Genomic DNA, 19,241 nt, shown 5'->3' with positions numbered 1-19,241 from the left:
AGTACACCGACCCCAACCACCCCCCCGACGACGACTCCCACACCACCACCGGCCCAACACCACCACCACCCAACGACACCGGCGACCACACCACCTCCAACAACCCACCAGCGGTTCGAGGGGCGGGGGCCGACAGCGCATCTGCCGAGATCGGGCGAACGACCAACTCGCGCACCGACAACACCGGCAACCCGGCACCATCAGCCAACTCCACCGACACCGCCCCAGCACCCACCGGCGCTATCCGCACCCGCAACCGAGATGCCCCCGCAGCATGCAAACACACCCCCTGCCACGAAAACGGCAACATCGTCTGCTGCTCCTCGCCGGCCAATCCCATCGCATGCAAGGCCGCATCGACCAGCACCGGATGGATACCGAAGCTGCCATCCCCCGCTCCCGCGACCTCGGGAACGGCGACATCGGCGAACACCACAGAACCCAGCCGCCACATCGCCTGCAAACCCCGAAACGCCGGACCATACTCATAGCCCCGGCCGGCCAGCCGCTCATAGGCGTCGGCCACATCCACCGCCGTCGCACCCACCGGCGGCCACACCGACAAATTCGCGGCCGGCTGCACTGCTCCGGTGCTCAACGCGCCTTCGGCGTGCAAGATCCACTCCGAACCAGGCTGGGCCGCAAGCGAATACACCGCGATGCTGCGACGGCCATCCGGCCCTGCTGGGGCGCCCACTATCACCTGCACCTGAACAGCACCGGCCGGCGGCAACAGCAGCGGCGCGGACAGTGTCAGTTCCTCCACCACCGAACAGCCGACCTCATCGCCGGCCCGCAGGGCCAATTCCACGAACGCCGCCCCCGGAAAAAGCACCACCCCGTCCACCGCATGGTCGGCCAACCAGGGTTGAACAGCCACCGACAACCGCCCGGTAAGAACCACCCCACCCGAATCCGGACGCTCCACCACCGCGCCCAGTAATCCGTGCTCGGCGCCCGCCATCCCGAGACCGGCCAGATCACTGCCGCCGACACCGGCGACCGTCAGCCAAAAACGCTGCCGCTGAAAAGCATACGTCGGCAAGTCGACGTGTTGCGTATTGCAATCGGCGAAGGCGGCCCGCCAATCCACCGCCGCACCCGCGACATGCGCCAGTCCCACCGACAGCCAAAAACGTTGCAGCCCACCGTCATCACGGCCAAGCGAAGGAACGACAACCGATTCGTCCGGGTTGTGGCCAGCCACCGTCTCTTCTATACCGGCGACGAGTACCGGATGCGGGCTCGACTCGATGAACACCCGATATCCCGCATCGTGCGCACCGCGAACTGCACGCTCGAACTGCACGGTGCGGCGGATGCTTTGGTACCAGTACTCGGCATCAAGTCCGGAGGTGTCCATGAGCTCGCCGGTGACCGTCGAGAAGAATGCGATCGCGGAGTGTTGGGGTTCGATACCGGCCAGCGCTTTCAACAGCGGCTCACGTATGACGTCGACGTGCTGCGAGTGGGAAGCGTAGTCGACGTCGATCCTGCGGGCGCGAACATCCTCAGCTTCGCAACTCAAGATCAGCTCGTCCAGCGCGTCCACCGCACCGGAGACCACAACCGACGAAACGCCATTGACGGCAGCGATGCTCAGTCGATCTCCGCCCCGAGCCAGCAGTTCCTGGGCTTTGGGCAACCCACAGGCCAATGAGACCATGCCGCCGGCACCCGACAGCTGCACCAGCAGCCGGCTTCGCAGCGCCACCACACGAGCGGCGTCCTCCAGCGACAACGCGCCCGCCACATACGCTGCCGCGATCTCGCCTTGGGAATGGCCGATCACTGCGTCCGGATTCACTCCGACTGAGCGCCACAACTCGGCCAGCGACACCATCACCGCCCACAGGACGGGCTGCACCACATCCACCCGATCCAGCCCCGGCGCGTTCGCGGCTCCTCGGATGACGTCGATCAAAGACCACTCGACATGCTCCCCGAGCGCCTTGTCGCACCGCTGCATATGGTCAGCGAATACCTTTGCAGTGTTGAGTAATTCGGCTCCCATTCCGATCCATTGCGAGCCCTGGCCGGGGAACACGAACACCGTCTTGCCGACCGGGCGGGCACGGCCCACCACCACTCCCGCGCCTGGGTCATCAGCCACCAGTCCCGCCAGTCCCGACATCAGCTGCTCGCGATCGGCGCCCACCACGACGGCCCGATGCTCAAACGTCGAGCGTGCCGAGACAAGCGACCAACCCACATCCACCGCACCCAAATCCGGGTGCGCATCCACGTGTGCCAACAGTCGCTCGGCCTGAGCCGCCAACGCCTCCGTCGCGCGAGCGGACAGCACCCACGGAACCGCCGCATGCCGAGTCGCGCCTTCCGACACCCCTTTGTCCTCAAGGGCTTCCAGTGCCGGGTCCGGTACGGGGGGCTGCTCCAAGATCACGTGCGCATTCGTGCCGCTGATCCCGAATGACGAGACGCCCGCCCGGCGGGGCCTGTCCAGCTCGGGCCACGGTCGCGCCTCGGTCAACAGCGATACCGCTCCCGCGGACCAATCCACGTGCGGCGTAGGCACATCCACGTGCAGCGTCTGCGGCATCACCCCGTGCCGCATCGCCTGCACCATCTTGATCACTCCGCCAACCCCGGCTGCTGCCGACGTGTGACCCATGTTGGATTTGATTGACCCCAGCCACAGCGGGCGATCGGCCGGGCGCTCCTGCCCATAGGTGGCCAAAATCGCTTGCGCCTCAATGGGATCCCCCAACGTGGTGCCCGTGCCGTGCCCCTCGACAAGGTCCACATCCGCGGTGCTCAGTCGCGCGTTGGTCAGTGCCGCCCGGATAACCCGTTGTTGCGACGGGCCGTTGGGTGTTGCCAGACCGTTGGAGGCGCCATCCTGGTTGACCGCGGATCCGCGGACCACTGCCAGTACCGGATGTCCCAACCGCTGTGCGTCGGCCAGCCGCTCCAATACCAATACACCGACGCCCTCGGAGAATCCGGTGCCGTCGGCGGCGCCGGCATACGCCTTGCAACGGCCGTCCGCGGCCAGTGCCCGCTGCCGACTGAACTCAATGAACATCGCCGGCGTGGCCATCACCGTCACCCCGCCGGCCAACGCCAGGCCGCACTCCCCCGAGCGCAATGACTGCGTCGCGAGATGCAATGCCACCAACGACGACGAACACGCAGTATCCACCGACACGGCCGGACCCTCAAGCCCTAACGTGTAAGCGACCCGCCCCGACGCGACGCTCAATGTGGAACCACGTAGGCCGTACCTCTCGAGATTCCCGGGAACCCGGCCCTGGCCGCCATACGAGCCGTGAAACACCCCGGCGAACACGCCGGTTGCCGAGCCTCGCAACCCGGATGGGTCAATTCCGGCGCGCTCCAATGCCTCCCACGAGACCTCCAGCAGCAATCGCTGCTGCGGATCCATCGCCAGCGCCTCGCTGGGCGCGATACCGAAGAATGTGGCATCGAAGTCGGACGCGTCGGCCAAAAAGCCGCCGGCGCGGCAATACGACTTGCCCGTCGCGTCCGGATCCGGGTCGAACAACCCGGTCAGATCCCAGCCGCGATCTGCCGGGAAGTCCGACACGACATCGCGTCCCGCAGCCACCATGTCCCACAACGCCTCCGGCGAATCCACCCCACCCGGATACCGGCACGCCATCCCGACCACCGCAACAGGCTCGGCATGACCGCCGGCCAGTGATGCCAGATACTCGCGGTTCTCCCGCTTCAACCGCTCATTTTCCTTGAGAGACTTGCGCAGCGCTCGAATAAGATCTTCGTGAGTGCTGTTCATCCGGCTCGGCCTCTCCTGTCACTCAATTTAAAGAGTGGGGATTGATGGGTTGACCGGCACAGCATACCCAGCGTGATTCCTGCGGTCCGGCCTTTCGGAAACCCCCACCAACTTCGTTCGCCTCATCACCGTCACGGTTCCAGAACACGGTTACGGGAGGCGGAAGACCTCACCGGCGCGCATCAGTGCCAGTGCAGCAAAACGAGTTCGGAACAAAATCCGGGTCCCATCGCGATCATCAGCCCAGGGCTTTCACTGGGCGGCGGTTTGGCTATGGTGTCCCGCAGTACGTGCAATACCGAAGCCGACGACAGGTTGCCGATCTCGCCCAGTGAGCGCCAGGTCAGCTCCAGGGCCTGCGGTGGCAGGTCGAGGCTTTCGTTGATCGCGTCAATGATCTTGGGTCCTCCCGGATGACTGACCCAGGCGCCGATATCGGTGGTGCTCAGTCCATGCGCAGCGAGAAAAGTGCCGACGTCATCGGCGATGTATTGCCGGACCACATCCGCGACGTCTTTCGACAGCACGAGCTCGAAGCCGGTGGTGCCGATGTCGTAACCCATGGTGCGCAGCGAGTCCGGATACAGGTGGCTGTGGGAATCGACAATGCGCGGCCCGCCGGCGCCAACCTCGTCGGCACGACGGTCGCCGACGGCGACCACCGCGGCCGCCCCGTCGGCAAACAGGGCGCTGCCGACCATCCCGGCCAGCGACGGCCGGTATCCGGGGTAGGTGAGTGAGCACAATTCGACCGAAATCAGCGCGGCAACACCGTCGCGCGCACCGCGCAGATAGTCGTGCAACCGCGCCACGCCCGCCGCGCCGGCGACGCAACCGAGACCAAACAATGGAAGTCGCCGCACATCGGGGCGCAGCCCGAGCCGTGCGGCGATCCGGGCGTCCAGCGACGGGACCGCTACACCAGTAACTGAGGTGGTGATGAGCACGTCAAGGTCCTGCGGTCGCAGTCCCGCATCGTCAAGTGCGCCGGTCAGAGCCTCGCAGCCGAGGTCTACCGCGTTCTCGATGTAGATTCGGTTGGCCTCGCCGAAGTCGGTAAGCCTCGGATACCGTTCCAGCGGCAGTACCAGGTGGCGGCTGTTGACTTTGGCGCTGGCGTGCAACTGCCGGACGATGTCTTCGTAGCCCGCGAAATCCGGGATACTGGCGAAAAAGTCGGTGAGCTCTTTTTGGGAGTAGCGATACGGCGGCAACGCCCCGAAGACGCCTGCGATCACGCTCATTGGTCCCACCCCTTGGTTACGAACATTTAGGACTGAAGGTTCACCCCGATCGCTGAAGCTTGAAGTTTAGTCGGCTTGCAACCACCCGGCAAAACCCGGCAATCCAGATCTCGCGGCGACTATCGGCGCAGCCGCTTTCTGAGCTCGTCACAGCTCGTCAGGACCGTTCTCAGCTGGTCAGCAACGCGACTCGGCGCGGTTCCGCCTCTGGCATCGCGCGACGACACCGAGCCCTCGATGGTCAGCACGTCACGGACCCGCGACGTCAATTCGGGGCTGATGGCCGCCAATTCGTCGTCGGTCAGCTCCTCGAGCCCGACCCCGCGCTGCTCGGCGGCACGCACGGCGGCACCAGCGGCCTCGTGCGCAGCGCGGAACGGAACTCCTTGGCGCACAAGCCATTCTGCAATGTCCGTGGCCAGCGTATAGCCGGCCGGGGCCAGCGCCGCCATCCTTTCGACGTGGAACGTCAGGTTGGCTACCAGCCCGGCCATCGCCGGCAGCAGCAACTCCAGCTGGGCCACCGAGTCGAAGACCGGCTCCTTGTCCTCCTGCAAGTCGCGGTTGTAGGCCAGCGGCTGGGCTTTCAGCGTCGCCAGCAACCCAGCCAAGTTCCCGATCAACCGCCCTGATTTGCCGCGGGCCAGCTCAGCGATGTCAGGATTCTTCTTCTGCGGCATGATCGAGCTACCCGTCGACCACGAATCGTGCAAAGTCACGTAACCGAACTCCGTGGAGCTCCAGAGGATGATGTCCTCGGCGAGTCGCGACAGGTCGACGCCGATCATGGCGAACACGAACGACGCCTCAGCAGCAAAGTCCCGCGCAGCCGTCGCGTCGACGGAATTGTCGGCGGCACTCGCAAAGCCCAGATCCGCGGCGATCGCGTCGGGATCCAGGCCCAGCGATGAGCCGGCCAATGCCCCCGAGCCGTACGGCGACACCGCCGCGCGCCTGTCGAAATCGACGATTCTGTCCACGTCGCGCAGCAACGGGTGTGCGTGCGCCAGGAGATGATGCGCCAGCAGGATGGGCTGAGCGGACTGCAGATGGGTTTTGCCGGGCATGATGGCATTCGGGTGCGCGGCGGCCTGAGCGGCCAGCGCATTCACGACGTCGAGCACACCGTCCGCTATCCGGCGCACCGCGTCGCGCAGCCACATCCGGAACAGCGTGGCCACCTGGTCGTTGCGCGACCGTCCGGCCCTCAATCGGCCGCCCAGGTCGGGTCCAACCCGGTCGATCAGCCCACGCTCCAGGGCGGCGTGCACGTCCTCGTCGCTGACCAGCGGGCCGAAGCTGCCGTCAGCAACGTCGGCGGCGAGGCTGTCCAGGCCGGCCAACAGCCCGTCGCGCTGCTCTTCGGTGAGCAACCCGGCCCGGTAAAGCACCACGGTGTGCGCCCGGGAAGCGGTGATGTCATAGGGAGCCAGCACCCAGTCGAAGTGGGTGGATTTGCTCAGCGCGGCCAGTGCGTCGGCCGGGCCGTCGGCGAACCGCCCGCCCCACAGCGACCCCTCGCGAGTGCTCACGCCTCGCTGGCCAGGTCCCGGCGGGCGGCGATCTTCGAGGACAGGCCGTGCACATAGACGAAGCCCCTCGACATCGACTGGTCGAAGCTGTCGCCCTCGTCGTAGGTGGCCAGGTTGAAGTCGTAGAGAGACTCCGCGCTGCGCCGGCCGTTGACCGCGATGTGGCCGCCATGCAACACCAGCCGGACCTCGCCGGAGACATGCTCCTGGGTCTTGGCCACGAAGCTCTCCAGCGCGGTCTTCAGCGGCGAGTACCACAAACCGTCGTAGACCAGCTCGGCCCAGCGCTGGTCGGTCTGACGCTTGAACCGGCTCAGCTCACGCTCCAGGGTGACGTGTTCGAGCTCGGTGTGGGCGGTGATGAGCACCATCGCTCCGGGCGCCTCGTAGATCTCGCGGCTCTTGATGCCGACCAGCCGGTCCTCGACGACGTCGAGACGCCCGACGCCTTGCGCCCCGCCGCGGCGGTTGAGCTCCTCGATGGCCTGCAAAACGGACGTCGAGCGCCCATCGATTGATACCGGCACGCCCTGTTCGAAGCCGACGATCACCTCGTCGGGCGTGCTCCAGTTCAGGGTCGGGTCTTCGGTATAGGCGTAGATGTCCTTGGTCGGGGCGTTCCACAGGTGTTCGAGGAAGCCGGTTTCCACCGCGCGGCCCCAGACGTTCTGGTCGATCGAGAATGGCGACCGTTTGGTGACGTTGATCGGGATCGCGTTCTCCTCGGCGAACGCGATCGCCTTTTCCCGGGTCCACGCATAGTCGCGGACCGGCGCCAGCACCTCGAGATCCGGTGCCAGCGAAGCGAATCCGACCTCGAACCGGACCTGGTCGTTGCCCTTCCCGGTGCAGCCGTGCGCGACGATGCCGCCACCGTGCTCACGGGCGGCCGCCACCAGGTGCTTGACGATCAGCGGCCGGCTGATCGCCGACACCAGTGGGTAGCGGTCCATGTACAGCGCGTTGTTCAGGACGGTCGGCAGGCAATAGCCTTCGGCGAACTCGTCGCGGGCATCTACGACAACAGCCTCGACGGCACCACAATCCAGCGCCCGCTGACGTACCACCTCCATGTCCTCGCCGCCCTGGCCCAGGTCGATCGCCACTGCCACGACCTCGCGGCCGGTCTCCTTGCCTATCCAGCTGATCGCCACCGAGGTGTCCAGACCGCCGGAATACGCCAGGATGACTCGCTCTGACATGAACCGATCTCCTTACCGAATGTTCTCGAACATGCCAGCGAGTTCCGCACCGGTCATCGGCTCTCGGGCAATCACAAGGATGGTGTCATCACCGGCGACAGTGCCGACGACCTGGGGCAGGGCCGCGCGATCTATGGCGCTGGCCAAGTAGTGTGCCGCACCCGGCGGCGTGCGCAACACCGCGAGGTTGCCGCTCGCATCGGTGGAAACCAGTAACTCGCTGAGCAGCCTCGACATCCGGTCGGTACCGCCGGACACGCCGCGCACCGGGCTGCCGTCTTCGGGCACGATGTACACCCCGCTACCGCCGTCAGCGCCCCGCAGTTTCACCGCGCCGAGTTCCTCCAGATCCCGCGAGAGCGTTGCCTGGGTGACCTCGATGCCCTCGTCCGCCAGTAGCGTCGCGAGCTCGTTCTGGCTGCGCACCGACGCCGACGACAGGATCGCCACGATGCGGGCTTGTCGGCCGGCGCGGGTCGGTTCAGGTACGGCCTTCGATCGGGTCATCGGCTCCCCTCCAGAAGCCACACCAGCAGTGCCTTCTGGGCGTGCAGCCGGTTTTCCGCTTCGTCCCACACCGCGCTGGCCGGACCGTCCATCACATCGTCGGTGATCTCGTCCCCGCGGTGGGCCGGAAGGCAGTGCAGCACAATCGCTTCCGGATCGGCCAGCCCGAGCAGCCGGGCGTTGACCTGGAACGCCTGGAACGGCTTGACGCGGTCGAGCCCGTCGTTTTCCTGTCCCATCGACGTCCAGGTGTCCGTCACCAGCACGTCGGCACCTGCGGCGGCCCCGTCGGCGTCGGGGGTAACCGTGACCGAGCCTCCGGTCGCCTTCGCGCGTTGCTCGGCTGCGGCGAGCACCCCCGGGTTGGGCAGGAAGCCCTCGGGTGCGGCGACCGTGACGTGGAGGCCGGCGGTCGCCCCGCCGAGCATCAGCGAATGGGCCATGTTGTTGGCGCCGTCACCGAAGTAGGACAACCGCAGCCCCGGCAGCGCACCCTTGCGTTCGGCGATGGTCTGCAGGTCCGCCAGCACCTGGCAAGGGTGGAATTCATCGGAGAGGGCATTGACGACGGGCACGGTCGCGGCGGACGCCATCGCCGTCAACCGGTCCTGACCGAAGGTCCGCCAGACGATGGCATCGACGTAGCGAGACAACACTTTCGCGGTGTCCTGCAGGGTTTCCTCACGGCCCAGCTGGGTGCTGCGGCCGTCGACGACGACGGCGTGCCCACCGAGCTGCGCGATACCCATCTCGAATGAGAACCGGGTGCGGGTGGAGTTCTTGTCGAAGATCACCGCGACACCGCGTGGGCCTTCGAGGGGACGACGGCTGAGCGGGTCCTTCTTGAGTTCGGCGGCGAGCTCGAGGACTTCGGCCTGTTCTTCGGGTGCGAGGTCGTCGTCGCGAAGGAAATGCCTGGTCATGAGGATGCTCCGGCGGGTCACTTGCGCCGCTCCTCTCCCCCGCAAGCGGGAGGTGCCCCCACATCGCTTCTCTGTCCCCCTCGCCGCTGCGCGGCTGGGGGTACCCCCACTGCATCGTCGCCGGCGCGGTCCAGGATGCCCGGCAGGGCACCGATGAAGGCGTCGATCTGGGCCTCGGTGATGACCAGCGGCGGCGCCAACCGAATCACGTCCGGGGCAGCCGCGTTGATTAGGAACCCGGCATCGCGGGCGGCCGCCTCGGCGTCCTTGGCGCGCGGGCCGGTCAGCACCACTCCGATCAGCAGCCCCCGCCCGCGCACCTGGTCGATCAGCGGGTGCCCGAGGGATTCGATGCCGTCCCTCAACAACTTCCCCAGCGCGTCGGCGCGCCGGACCAGGTCTTCGGCCGCAATCACCCGCAGTACCGCGAGGGCCGCGGCGGTACACACCGGATTGCCGCCGAAGGTGCTGCCGTGCAGGCCGGGCGTGAGCAAGTCGGCGGCCGGACCGACGGCCAGGCACGCCCCGATCGGCAGCCCGCCGCCCAGCCCCTTGGCCAGTGTCACCACATCTGGGGTGATGCCGTCGTGCTGGTGGGCGAAAAACGCGCCGGTGCGGCCCATTCCGGTTTGCACCTCGTCGAGGATCAGCAGGGCGCCGTGGCGCGCGGTGATCTCGCGGGCGGCGGCCAGATAGCCGTCGGGCGGGACGACGACACCGCTCTCCCCCATGATCGGTTCGAGGAATACCGCCGCGGTATCGTCACCGACCGCGGCAGCCAGCGCGTCGGCGTCGCCATAGCGGACGTGCGTGACGTCGCCTGGCAGCGGTTCGAACGGCGCCTGCTTGCTGGGCTGACCGGTCAGTGCCAGCGAGCCCATGGTGCGGCCGTGGAAGGCCTCGTGTGCCGCAACCAGTTTCGTCCGGCCGGTGAGCCGCGACAGCTTGAAAGCCACCTCGTTCGCCTCGGTGCCGGAGTTGCAAAAGAACACTCGCGTGTGCGAGTCGGCGCCGAGCAGCGCGACCAGTTCCTCGGCCAGTGCGATACCGGGTTCGGTGGCGTACAGGTTGGAAGTGTGGCCCAGCGTGGACATCTGCTGCGTTACCGCCTCGATCACCGCGGGGTGGCGGTGGCCCAGAACGTTGACGGCGATGCCGCCGAGCAAGTCCAAATAGCTCTTGCCGTCGACGTCGGTGACAACAGCGCCGTCGCCGCTGGCCAGGGCTACCGGCGGAGTGCCGTAGTTGTTCATCATCACGGCCTGCCACCGCTGTCGGACGCTCTGCGTGCGACTCATGCTTTCCACCTGCGCCGCTCCTCTCCCCCGCAAGCGGGAGGTGCCCCCACATCGCTTCTCTGTCCCCCTCGCCGCTGCGCGGCTGGGGGTGCCCCCACTGCATCGTCGCCGGCGCGTACCACCTTGGTGCCGGTGCCCGCGTCGGTGAACAGCTCCACGAGCACGCAGTGTTGGACTCTCCCGTCGATGACGTGGGCGCTGGGGACGCCGCCGGTCACGGCCCGCAGGCACGCTTCGATCTTGGGGATCATGCCCGTCTCCAGCGTGGGCAGCAGTTGTGCCAGTGTGGCCGTGTCGATTTCGCTCACCAGCGACTCCCGGTCCGGCCAGCTGGTGTAGAGGCCTTCGATATCGGTGAGCATCAACAGCTTTTCGGCGCCCAGAGCTTCGGCCAGCGCCGCCGCGGCGGTGTCGGCGTTGATGTTGTGCACCACACCGTCGGCGTCCGGCGCCAGCGTCGACACCACCGGAATACGGCGGGCCGCAATCAGATCCAGCACCGCCGCAGCGTTGACCTGGGCGACGTCGCCGACCAGCCCGATGTCGGTGGCGACGCCGTCGACGGTCACGCTGCGCCGCACCGCGGTGAACAGTTGAGCGTCCTCACCGGTGATTCCGACGGCGTACGGTCCGTGGGCGTTGATCAGGTTGACCAACTCGCGACCCACCTGGCCGAACAACACCATTCGGGCCACGTCGAGCACTTCCGGTGTGGTGACCCGGAATCCGCCCTTGAAGTCGCCTTCGATGCCGAGGCGACGCAGCATTGTGGTGATCTGCGGTCCACCGCCGTGTACGACGACAGGATGGATGCCACAGTTGCGCAGAAACGCCATATCGGCGGCGAATGCCGCGCGCAACGTGTCATCGGTCATGGCGTTGCCGCCGTATTTGACCACGACGATCTTGCCGTGCAACTGCTTCAGCCACGGCAGCGCTTCGGCCAGGACCTGGGCTTTGACCTGGGTGGGTAGGGCCTGGACGCTCATGTGCTGTAGGCCGAATTCTCTTCGACGTAGCCATGCGAAAGGTCGGTCGTCCGAATGGCCGCTTGCCCGTCGCCGACCTGCAGATCGACCACGATGTCGATATTCGGCCCGGACAGGTTCACCTCGCGGGCGCCCGGAACACCGACGCCGTTTATGCACACCGCAGAGCCGTTGAACGACACGGTGATTCGGTCTGGGTCGAGAGTGACCGGGGCCATGCCGACGGCGGCGAGTACTCTGCCCCAGTTGGGGTCGGAGCCGAAGGCCGCGGTCTTGACCAGGCTGTCGCGGGCGACCAGGCGTGCGGCGATGAGCGCGTCGTCTTCGCTGGCGGCCCCGGTAACCGTCACGGTGAGGCGTTTGGTCACACCCTCGGCGTCGGCTTGCAGCTGGGCGCACAAATCGTCGCAGACCCGCAACACCGCTTCGTCCAGTTCGGCCTGGGCCGGGGCGATTTCGCTGGCCCCCGAGGCGAGCAGCAGCACGGTGTCGTTGGTGGAGCAGCTGCCGTCGATGTCGAGCCGGTCGAACGTGCGCGCGGTGGCAGAACGCAACGCGCGGTCGAGATCGGCGGCCTCAGCGACTATATCGGTGGTGAGCACGCACAGCATGGTGGCCAACGACGGCGCCAGCATGCCCGCCCCCTTCGCCATGCCCCCCACCGTCCAGTTGTCCTGATGATGCAGCGCAACCTGTTTGGCCACAGTGTCGGTGGTCATGATGGCGTGGGCGGCGTCGTCGCCACCGACCAGACCGCCGGCCATGTCGTGCACGATTTCGCTGATGCCGGCGAGCACTCTGTCCATCGGCAGCCGGTCGCCGATCAGTCCGGTCGAGCAGACTGCGACCTCGACAGCGCCGGTTTCGGTTCCCCAGTCCGACAGCGCCGCGGCAAGCGCCTCCGCGGTAGCGTGCGTGTCCTGGAAGCCGGCCGGCCCGGTACACGCATTGGCGCCACCGGAGTTGAGGATCACCGCGCGCAGCCGTCCGGTAGTCAGCACCTGCTGGGTCCACAGCACCGGCGCGGCCTTGACTTTGTTGCGGGTGAACACACCGGCGGCGGCGTAGTCGGGCCCTTCGTTGAACACCAGCGCCAAGTCGCGGGCCCCCGATGCCTTGATCCCGGCGGCGATCCCGGCGGCCCGGAAGCCCGCCGGGGCGGTGACACCCTGTGCGCGCAGCAGCCTTGCCGCACTGACGGTTTCGGTCATGGCGCCACCCCGACCGTGGATAGGCCTGCGGTCTCCGGCCAGCCCAGTGCCAGGTTCATCGACTGGATCGCGGCGCCGGCCGTGCCCTTGACCAGGTTGTCGATCGCCGCGATCGCCACGAACGTCTCGGCGGCTTCGTCCACCGCGACGGCGACGTGCGCGGCATTGCTGCCGATCACCGCGCCGGTCCGCGGCAGCTGGCCGTCCGGCATCAGATAGATGAAAGGCTCGGCGTCGTAAGCCTTTTCGTATGCCGCTCTCAACTGCGACAACGGCGACCGGGTGCGCGCGGTGCAGGTGGCCAGGATGCCCCGGGAGGTGGGGATGAGCACCGGCGTGAACGACACCCTGACGTCGCGATCGGTGACAGTCCGGAGCCCCTGCGCGATCTCGGGGGTATGCCGATGGACACCGGCGATGTTGTAAGCCCGCGCCGATCCGATGACTTCGGCGCCGAGCAGGTCCGTCTTGGCGGCGCGACCGGCGCCGGAAGTTCCGCTGACCGCGACGACTGTGACGGCGGGTTCGACGAGATCCTCGGCTACCGCCGGCAGCAACGCCAGCAGCGCCGCGGTGGGATAACAGCCCGGAACCGCGATGCGCCGCGCGCCGCGCAGCCGCTCGCGCGCCCCGGGCAGCTCAGGCAGCCCGTACGGCCAGCTGCCGGCGTGCGGAGATCCGTAGAACCGTTCCCACGCGACCGGATCGATGAGGCGAAAGTCCGCGCCGCAGTCAATGATCAGCGTGTCCGGGCTCAACTGTTCGGCGAGTGCGGCCGAATGCCCGTGCGGCAGGCCCAGGAAGATGACGTCGTGACCGTCGAGCACCGCCAGCTCGGTGGGTTCGACCACTCGCTGCGCCAGCGGGATGAGGTGTGGATGGTGTTCACCGAGTGTGCTGCCGGCACTGGTCGCGGCGGTCACCGCGCCTATCGTGAGCCGACCGCCGGTGTAAGCCGGATGCCCGAGCAGTAGGCGCAGGATTTCACCGCCGGCATATCCGCTGGCTCCGGCTACTGCCACTCTTATCGCTTCGGCCACCCGGACCATTCTGCATGTTTATGCATTAGCTTGCAAATTCATGCTGGCTGCCCGAAGCATCATTCGCCGAACGTGTTCTGAGGGCGAGATTCGGGCCGATTTCTCACCGTCGTTGCACGCTCGGCGCAGCAGCGTCAGGTCCGCAATACCGCACCAGCGCGCTCGGCGGCGCAGCGCACGGCCGCATCGCGCGCCGCGCTGGCGTCGTCTTCGGTGAGGGTGCGGTCCGGTGCGCGGAACCGCAGCGCGAACGTCAGCGACTTGCGATTTTCACCGATCTGCGGCCCGGTATAGACGTCGAACAACTGAATGTCCTCCAGCAGTTCGCCGGCACCCTCACGCACCGCGTCTTGAACCGTCTGGGCGGGCACATCCGACGACACCACCAGGCTGACATCCTGGAACACCGCGGGGAACGGCGAAACCCGGGGCGCCGGCAGCGTGTCGACGATGGGGATCGCATCGAGGTTCAGCTCGACTGCGCAGGTGCCGTTCGGCAGGCCCGACCGCTCGATCACGGCCGGATGCAACTGGCCCGCATGACCGATGAGCATTTCGCCGACCAGCACCTCGGCGCACCGACCGGGGTGCCAGGGCAGGAATTGGGCGGCACGTAGTGTGACATCAACCCCGCTGGCGCGCGCGATGATTCGCGCCGCCTCGAAAGCGTCCGCGGCTTCTGCCCGGCGGCCCGGGCCCCAGGGACCTCGCGGTTCACGCAGTCCGGTCAAGACCGCGGCGACGTGCTGGGGCTGGCGGGGCAACGAGGCTTCCAACATGGCGACCTCGGCGTCGGTGGGCCGGCGGTCAACCGGGATGAGCTCGATAGCGCGAGTCTGCTCGGTCGGCCGGACTACCTGCGCGATGCTGAACAACGCGGCATCGACGATCCCGCGGGACACGTTGCGCGCCAACGCTTCCAGCAGAGCGGGCAGCAGCGTGGTGGCCAGCTGTGGACGATCTGCCTCAAGCGGGTTCAGCACATCGACCGTGCTGCGCCGCGGGTCGTCGGCCGGCAGACCCCACAGATCGAAGACGCCGGCCGGCAAGAACGGTGTCGGCAGGATCTCCACGTAGCCGGACAACGCCAACGACTTACCGATCGCCCGGCGGCGTTTCTGCACCGCGGTGAGCCCACGACCTGCGGGCGCCTGCGGCAACACCGACGGCACGACTTCCAGGCCTTCTAGCCGCAGCACCTCCTCGACGAGGTCGGCCGGCTGCCGCAAGTCGGGCCGCCAACTGGGCGGCGTCACCGTCAAAACGCCCGCGGCAGACTTGGCCACCTCCGCGCCGATCTGGGTCAACCGTCGCGCCGCGGTTCCCGCCGGGTACGCCACCCCCGCGATGCGGTCCGCAAGATCGATGGCCATCCGGATCGGCGACCCGGCCCATTCGGCGACTGGCGGGTCGCCGCGCCAATCGGTCAGCGTCGGCGAAATCGTGCCCCCGGCGATGTCGGCTAGCAACGTGGCGCACCGGTCCAGGACGGCCACCGAGATGGCCGGGTCCACGCCGCGTTCGTAACGTCGCGCGGCCTCACTGGGCAGATGCAGGCGCCGCTGCGTGCGCGACACCGCAGCCGGGTCCCACACCGCGGCCTCCAGCAGGACGTCGGTGGAGTCGGCGCGCACCTCAGTGCTGGCCGCACCCATAACGCCGCCGATCGCCGCCGTCGCCACGTCGTCGACGATCAGGACATCGGCCGGATCGAGCTTGCGTTCGATGTCGTCGAGGGTGACGACGGTCTCGCCCGCTCGGGCGAACCGCACGTCGAAACCCCCGGTGATGCGCTTGCGGTCGTGCGCATGCATCGGATGGCCCAGTTCGAGCATCACGTAGTTGGTGACGTCCACCGCCGGAGAAGCAGCGCGGATGCCGCACAGTAGCAGTCGGCGCTGCAGCCACCACGGCGAGACGGCCGCGGGGTCGATTCCGGTGACCGGGCGCAGCGCGAAGCGGCGCACGCCCGTTTCGGGCTGCACAGTCAGAGGCCACGCCTCGCCCTCGACCGGCAACGCCACGATCTCTGCCGGGTCGACGAAATTCAGGTCGTAGGCGCAGGCGATCTCGCGGGCCAGCCCGCGCACCGACATGCAGTAGCCGCGGTCGGGCGTGATGGCCAGGTGAAAAACCACATCGTCGAGTCCGAGCACGTCGGCGCCGGCGGCACCCGGGTCGGCGGTTCCCGGCGGCAGCACCAGAATCCCGGAATGGTCTGCGCCCAACCCGAGTTCGGCGGCCGAGCAGATCATCCCGTCGGAGTTGCGGCCATAGGTCTTGCGCGCCGTGATGGCAAACCCGCCCGGCAGGGTGGTACCGGGCAATGCCACCACCACCAGATCGCCGACCACGAAATTGGTTGCACCGCAGATTATCTCGCGATCAGCCTGTTCACCGACGTCGACCCGGCAGGCTCGGATCGGCTTCTTGAACTCGGTGAGTTCTTCGATGACGGTGACCCGTCCCACGGTCAACGGCCCGTCGACCGGACCGAGGGCGATGACCTCCTCGACCTCGTGGCCGATCCGCACCAGCGTCTGCTCGAGATCGCCGGGGGCCACATCCCAGTCCGGCGCCCCAGCCGATACCACGTCACGCAGCCAGCTGTAGGGGACGCGCATCAGGCACCCACCCCGAACGGCAACGAGAACCGGACGTCGCCTTCGACCATGTCGCGCATGTCGGGAATGCCGTTGCGGAACTGCAGGGTGCGTTCCAGGCCCATCCCGAACGCGAAGCCCGAGTAGACCTCCGGATCGATTCCCGCGGCGCGCAACACATTCGGATGCACCATTCCGCAGCCGCCCCACTCCACCCAGTCGGCGCCGCCCTTCTTGTTGGCAAACCACACGTCGACCTCGGCGGACGGTTCGGTGAACGGGAAGAAGTGCGGGCGGATCCGGGTACGCGCCAACGGCCCGAACTCAGCGCGTGCCAGGGCGTCCAGCGTGCCGCGCAGATGCGCCATCGACAGGCCGCGGTCCACCGCCAAGCCTTCGACCTGATGGAAGACCGGGGTGTGGGTGGCATCGAGTTCGTCGGTGCGGAAGGTGCGGCCGATCGAGACGATGTAGACCGGCAGCTCGCGTTCGAGCAGTGTGCGCACCTGCACCGGCGAGGTATGGGTGCGCAGCAGCTGCCGGGAGCCCTCCGGTGCGATGTAGAAGGTGTCTTGTTCGCTGCGTGCGGGGTGGTCGGGAGGGAAGTTCAGCGCGTCGAAATTGAATTGCTCGGACTCGACTTCCGGCCCTTCGGCCAGTTCCCATCCCATCGCGACGAAGGTGTCGGCGATGTGCTCGGCCAGGATGGTGATCGGATGACGGGCACCGGGTAGCTGTCGGGTCGACGGCAGGGTGACATCGATACCTTCGGCGAGCAGCACGGCCGCGTCGCGTTCGGCCCGCAGCTCCGCCAGTCGTTCGTCGAAGCTGCGCTGGGTGTCGGCGCGTGCGACGTTGACGCGCTTGCCCGCGTCGGCGCGCTCCGCCTTGGGCAGAGTCGCCAATGCCTGCCGCGCTAGCGCCAGCGGCGAGCGGTCACCCAGGTGCTCGGTCTTGACCCTCGCCAGCGCGTCCAGGTCGTCGGCAAGCGCGATCGCCTGTTGCGCGGCGCTGACCGCACCGGCCAGCGCCTCGCGTGACAAATCGACGGGTTGAGCCCCCACGCGGCGAACTTCTCCTTGGCTGACGAGGGTCTTCCGGGCGGCCCTCGTCGACTTTGACGCGGCCGAATGTGCCGGCTGGATCGCCCGATCATAGGTGATTCGGTAATTGCCGCTCGGCGCTTGGCGCCGGCTACGGACCGGTCAGCGCCGCCGCCACCGGCGCAGCCAGTGCCGGGCGGCGGGCCCTAGCGCGCCCGGCGACCTGGTAGGCGACGAGTGACCCCAGCGCGCCGAACCCGAGCACCGCGGCCATCGAGCCCCAGTGGTGGGCCAGCATCAAGAAGCCGAACCCCGAGGCGTTGGCCAGCATCAACAGCCGCACCCACGTCCAGTGCACCGGCCGGCGGAACCGTGATGCCACCAAGACGCCCAGGATCAGCGCGACCGCATGGCCCGCATTGGTGAACTCGCCGCCGGCGACCCCGGCGGTCAGTCCCGCCGAAATCCACCAGCCCACCCAGGCCGGACGCCAGCGCCGCGGGATCGTTGCAGTCAGCGCCCCGAGCACCGCCAGGGCGCCGTAGCTCATCCCGACGTCGCTGGTACGGGTGATGGACCAGGGCATCCAGCCGAGCTCGACCGCCGCCGCAAGAGCCGCGACCACCACGAGCGTCGCGCCGATGTGGCCGACCACAAACGCCACCATCAGCCGGATGGTGTGCAAATGCAGTTCAGCCAGCGCCAGCAGACACGCCAGAAACGGCATCCAGAAGTAGAGCGGACCGGCTTCGACGACGAGCGCGCTATTCAGCAACGTACTCAAGTGTCCGTGCGACAGATTGTGCAAATTAGTACTGGCCCGCTGGATGATCCGGTCGTGCGTCTGCGGATCGACCATGAGGATTACGGTGCTGACCGCGACTAGTGCTGCCATATAACCGACGGTGAACCGCACCCGGGCAAGCCTGGCGAAGATGCCGTAAATCATCGCGTTCTACTATGCCTCTGCATTTGTTTCGGCTTGATCATCAGAGGTTAAGAACTCCCTACGAGTTTTGAGGCGGTATATCGCCAGGTCCGCCGGAACGCCGGCGGCTTTGTGTGCAAACGGGGGTTTACGCGCGCGCTTGGCGACGATGCCCAGCTCGTCCAATTCGCTCTGCGGTATCAGATCCAGCGTCGCGCCGGACACCATGATGCCACCTTTGGTGGCCCGCTCCATAACGCGCGCAGCGATGTTGACGTCGTTGCCGAGCCAGTCCGAGGCCAGCCGTTGCGGCCGGCCGGTGTGAATTCCCACCCGCATTCGCGGCGTGTAGCCGTCCACCTCGACCGATTTCATCGCCTCCTCCGCGACGCACACGGCCCGCACGGCGACCAGCGGATTTCGGAACACCGCCATGAGACCGTCGCCCAGGCGCTTGACGATGTGTCCACCGGCATCCAGCAGTGGCGTCTCGACGGCCCGGGCCACCTGTCGCAACAGCGTCAGCGCTGCGTCGTCACCGGCCTGCAACGACCACGCCGAAAAGCCGACCAGATCGGTGAATACGAGAGTCACCTCGGGGTTCGCCGGCTTGCGGGACACGGCCTCGGTCAGCGCCTGCCACACCTGTAGCACGCTCAGACTTACCTCCCGCGATGCCGCATCACGATCCCCCAACAACCGATCGGCGGCCCGTGCCGCCGCGCGCGGGCCCCCCTCGCCCGCCGTGGACAGCGGGTCGCCGAAATCCGGATCACCGGGTAACAGCCGTCGGGCCCGGCGGACGAACTCCACGACTCCCGGACTGTGGTTCCTGGAACGCAACCAATGCACCGGAGAGCGTCGTTGCGGCGTCGGTGACGCCAGCGCAATGGCCGACTTTTCAGACCCGCCGGAATCCGTATCCCCAGGTCCGACTTCCACG

13 protein-coding genes and 1 pseudogene are annotated in these 19,241 nt (G+C 67.3%); all 14 read right to left on the bottom strand.

Annotated elements, in window-relative coordinates; all coding sequences use genetic code 11:
• A partial coding sequence (locus tag A9W99_RS25710) for a type I polyketide synthase (RefSeq protein ID WP_156623285.1) occupies window positions 1–3,778 on the bottom strand: 3,778 nt, incomplete at its 3' end.
• Between the two features lie 182 nt (window positions 3,779–3,960).
• Window positions 3,961–5,022 carry a type III polyketide synthase gene (locus A9W99_RS25705; protein WP_067385257.1) on the bottom strand — a complete coding sequence of 354 codons (1,062 nt, stop codon included), beginning with the start codon at window positions 5,020–5,022 and terminating at the stop codon, window positions 3,961–3,963.
• Window positions 5,023–5,141: 119 nt separating this feature from the next.
• Window positions 5,142–6,554, bottom strand: a complete 1,413-nt coding sequence (gene argH, locus A9W99_RS25700) for an argininosuccinate lyase (protein ID WP_067385246.1) — start codon at window positions 6,552–6,554, stop codon at window positions 5,142–5,144.
• Complete coding sequence (locus A9W99_RS25695; protein WP_067385243.1) at window positions 6,551–7,756, bottom strand: argininosuccinate synthase; 1,206 nt, start codon at window positions 7,754–7,756, stop codon at window positions 6,551–6,553. The genes argH and A9W99_RS25695 overlap by 4 nt, the downstream gene beginning before the upstream one ends.
• Before the next feature lie 12 nt (window positions 7,757–7,768).
• The gene (locus A9W99_RS25690) at window positions 7,769–8,263 is read right to left on the bottom strand and encodes an arginine repressor (RefSeq protein WP_067385240.1); all 495 of its coding nucleotides are present in this window, start codon (window positions 8,261–8,263) and stop codon (window positions 7,769–7,771) included.
• Window positions 8,260–9,186 carry an ornithine carbamoyltransferase gene (gene argF / locus A9W99_RS25685; RefSeq protein ID WP_067385237.1) on the bottom strand — a complete coding sequence of 309 codons (927 nt, stop codon included), beginning with the start codon at window positions 9,184–9,186 and terminating at the stop codon, window positions 8,260–8,262. Before argF ends, A9W99_RS25690 begins: the two co-directional genes overlap by 4 nt.
• 122 nt (window positions 9,187–9,308) lie before the next feature.
• Window positions 9,309–10,484, bottom strand: a pseudogene (locus tag A9W99_RS25680) (acetylornithine transaminase); the annotation flags it as partial.
• Window positions 10,481–11,473, bottom strand: coding sequence for an acetylglutamate kinase (gene argB / locus A9W99_RS25675; RefSeq protein ID WP_371514989.1), 993 nt, complete (start codon window positions 11,471–11,473; stop codon window positions 10,481–10,483). The gene argB and the pseudogene A9W99_RS25680, both read right to left, overlap by 4 nt.
• Window positions 11,470–12,684: a bifunctional glutamate N-acetyltransferase/amino-acid acetyltransferase ArgJ gene (argJ, locus tag A9W99_RS25670; protein ID WP_067385234.1), complete on the bottom strand. Its 1,215-nt coding sequence runs from the start codon at window positions 12,682–12,684 to the stop codon at window positions 11,470–11,472. The genes argB and argJ overlap by 4 nt, the downstream gene beginning before the upstream one ends.
• Window positions 12,681–13,733, bottom strand: a complete 1,053-nt coding sequence (gene argC, locus A9W99_RS25665; protein WP_067385231.1) for an N-acetyl-gamma-glutamyl-phosphate reductase — start codon at window positions 13,731–13,733, stop codon at window positions 12,681–12,683. Before argC ends, argJ begins: the two co-directional genes overlap by 4 nt.
• A gap of 125 nt (window positions 13,734–13,858) precedes the next feature.
• Window positions 13,859–16,348, bottom strand: coding sequence for a phenylalanine--tRNA ligase subunit beta (pheT, locus tag A9W99_RS25660; RefSeq protein WP_067385228.1), 2,490 nt, complete (start codon window positions 16,346–16,348; stop codon window positions 13,859–13,861).
• Window positions 16,348–17,391, bottom strand: coding sequence for a phenylalanine--tRNA ligase subunit alpha (gene pheS, locus A9W99_RS25655; protein WP_067385225.1), 1,044 nt, complete (start codon window positions 17,389–17,391; stop codon window positions 16,348–16,350). Before pheS ends, pheT begins: the two co-directional genes overlap by 1 nt.
• 130 nt (window positions 17,392–17,521) lie before the next feature.
• Window positions 17,522–18,319 (bottom strand): rhomboid-like protein, encoded by a 798-nt coding sequence (locus tag A9W99_RS25650; RefSeq protein WP_067385222.1) that lies wholly within the window; start codon window positions 18,317–18,319, stop codon window positions 17,522–17,524.
• Between the two features lie 9 nt (window positions 18,320–18,328).
• Window positions 18,329–19,189 (bottom strand): adenylate/guanylate cyclase domain-containing protein, encoded by an 861-nt coding sequence (locus A9W99_RS25645; RefSeq protein ID WP_305799929.1) that lies wholly within the window; start codon window positions 19,187–19,189, stop codon window positions 18,329–18,331.
• Window positions 19,190–19,241 lie beyond the last annotated feature (52 nt).

The sequence above is a fragment of the Mycobacterium sp. 1164966.3 genome, from assembly GCF_001665395.1.
In the GTDB taxonomy this organism is placed as follows: domain Bacteria; phylum Actinomycetota; class Actinomycetes; order Mycobacteriales; family Mycobacteriaceae; genus Mycobacterium.
The sequence above is the reverse complement of the archived record's forward strand: the minus strand, read 5'-3'. Positions and strand labels throughout refer to the sequence as shown.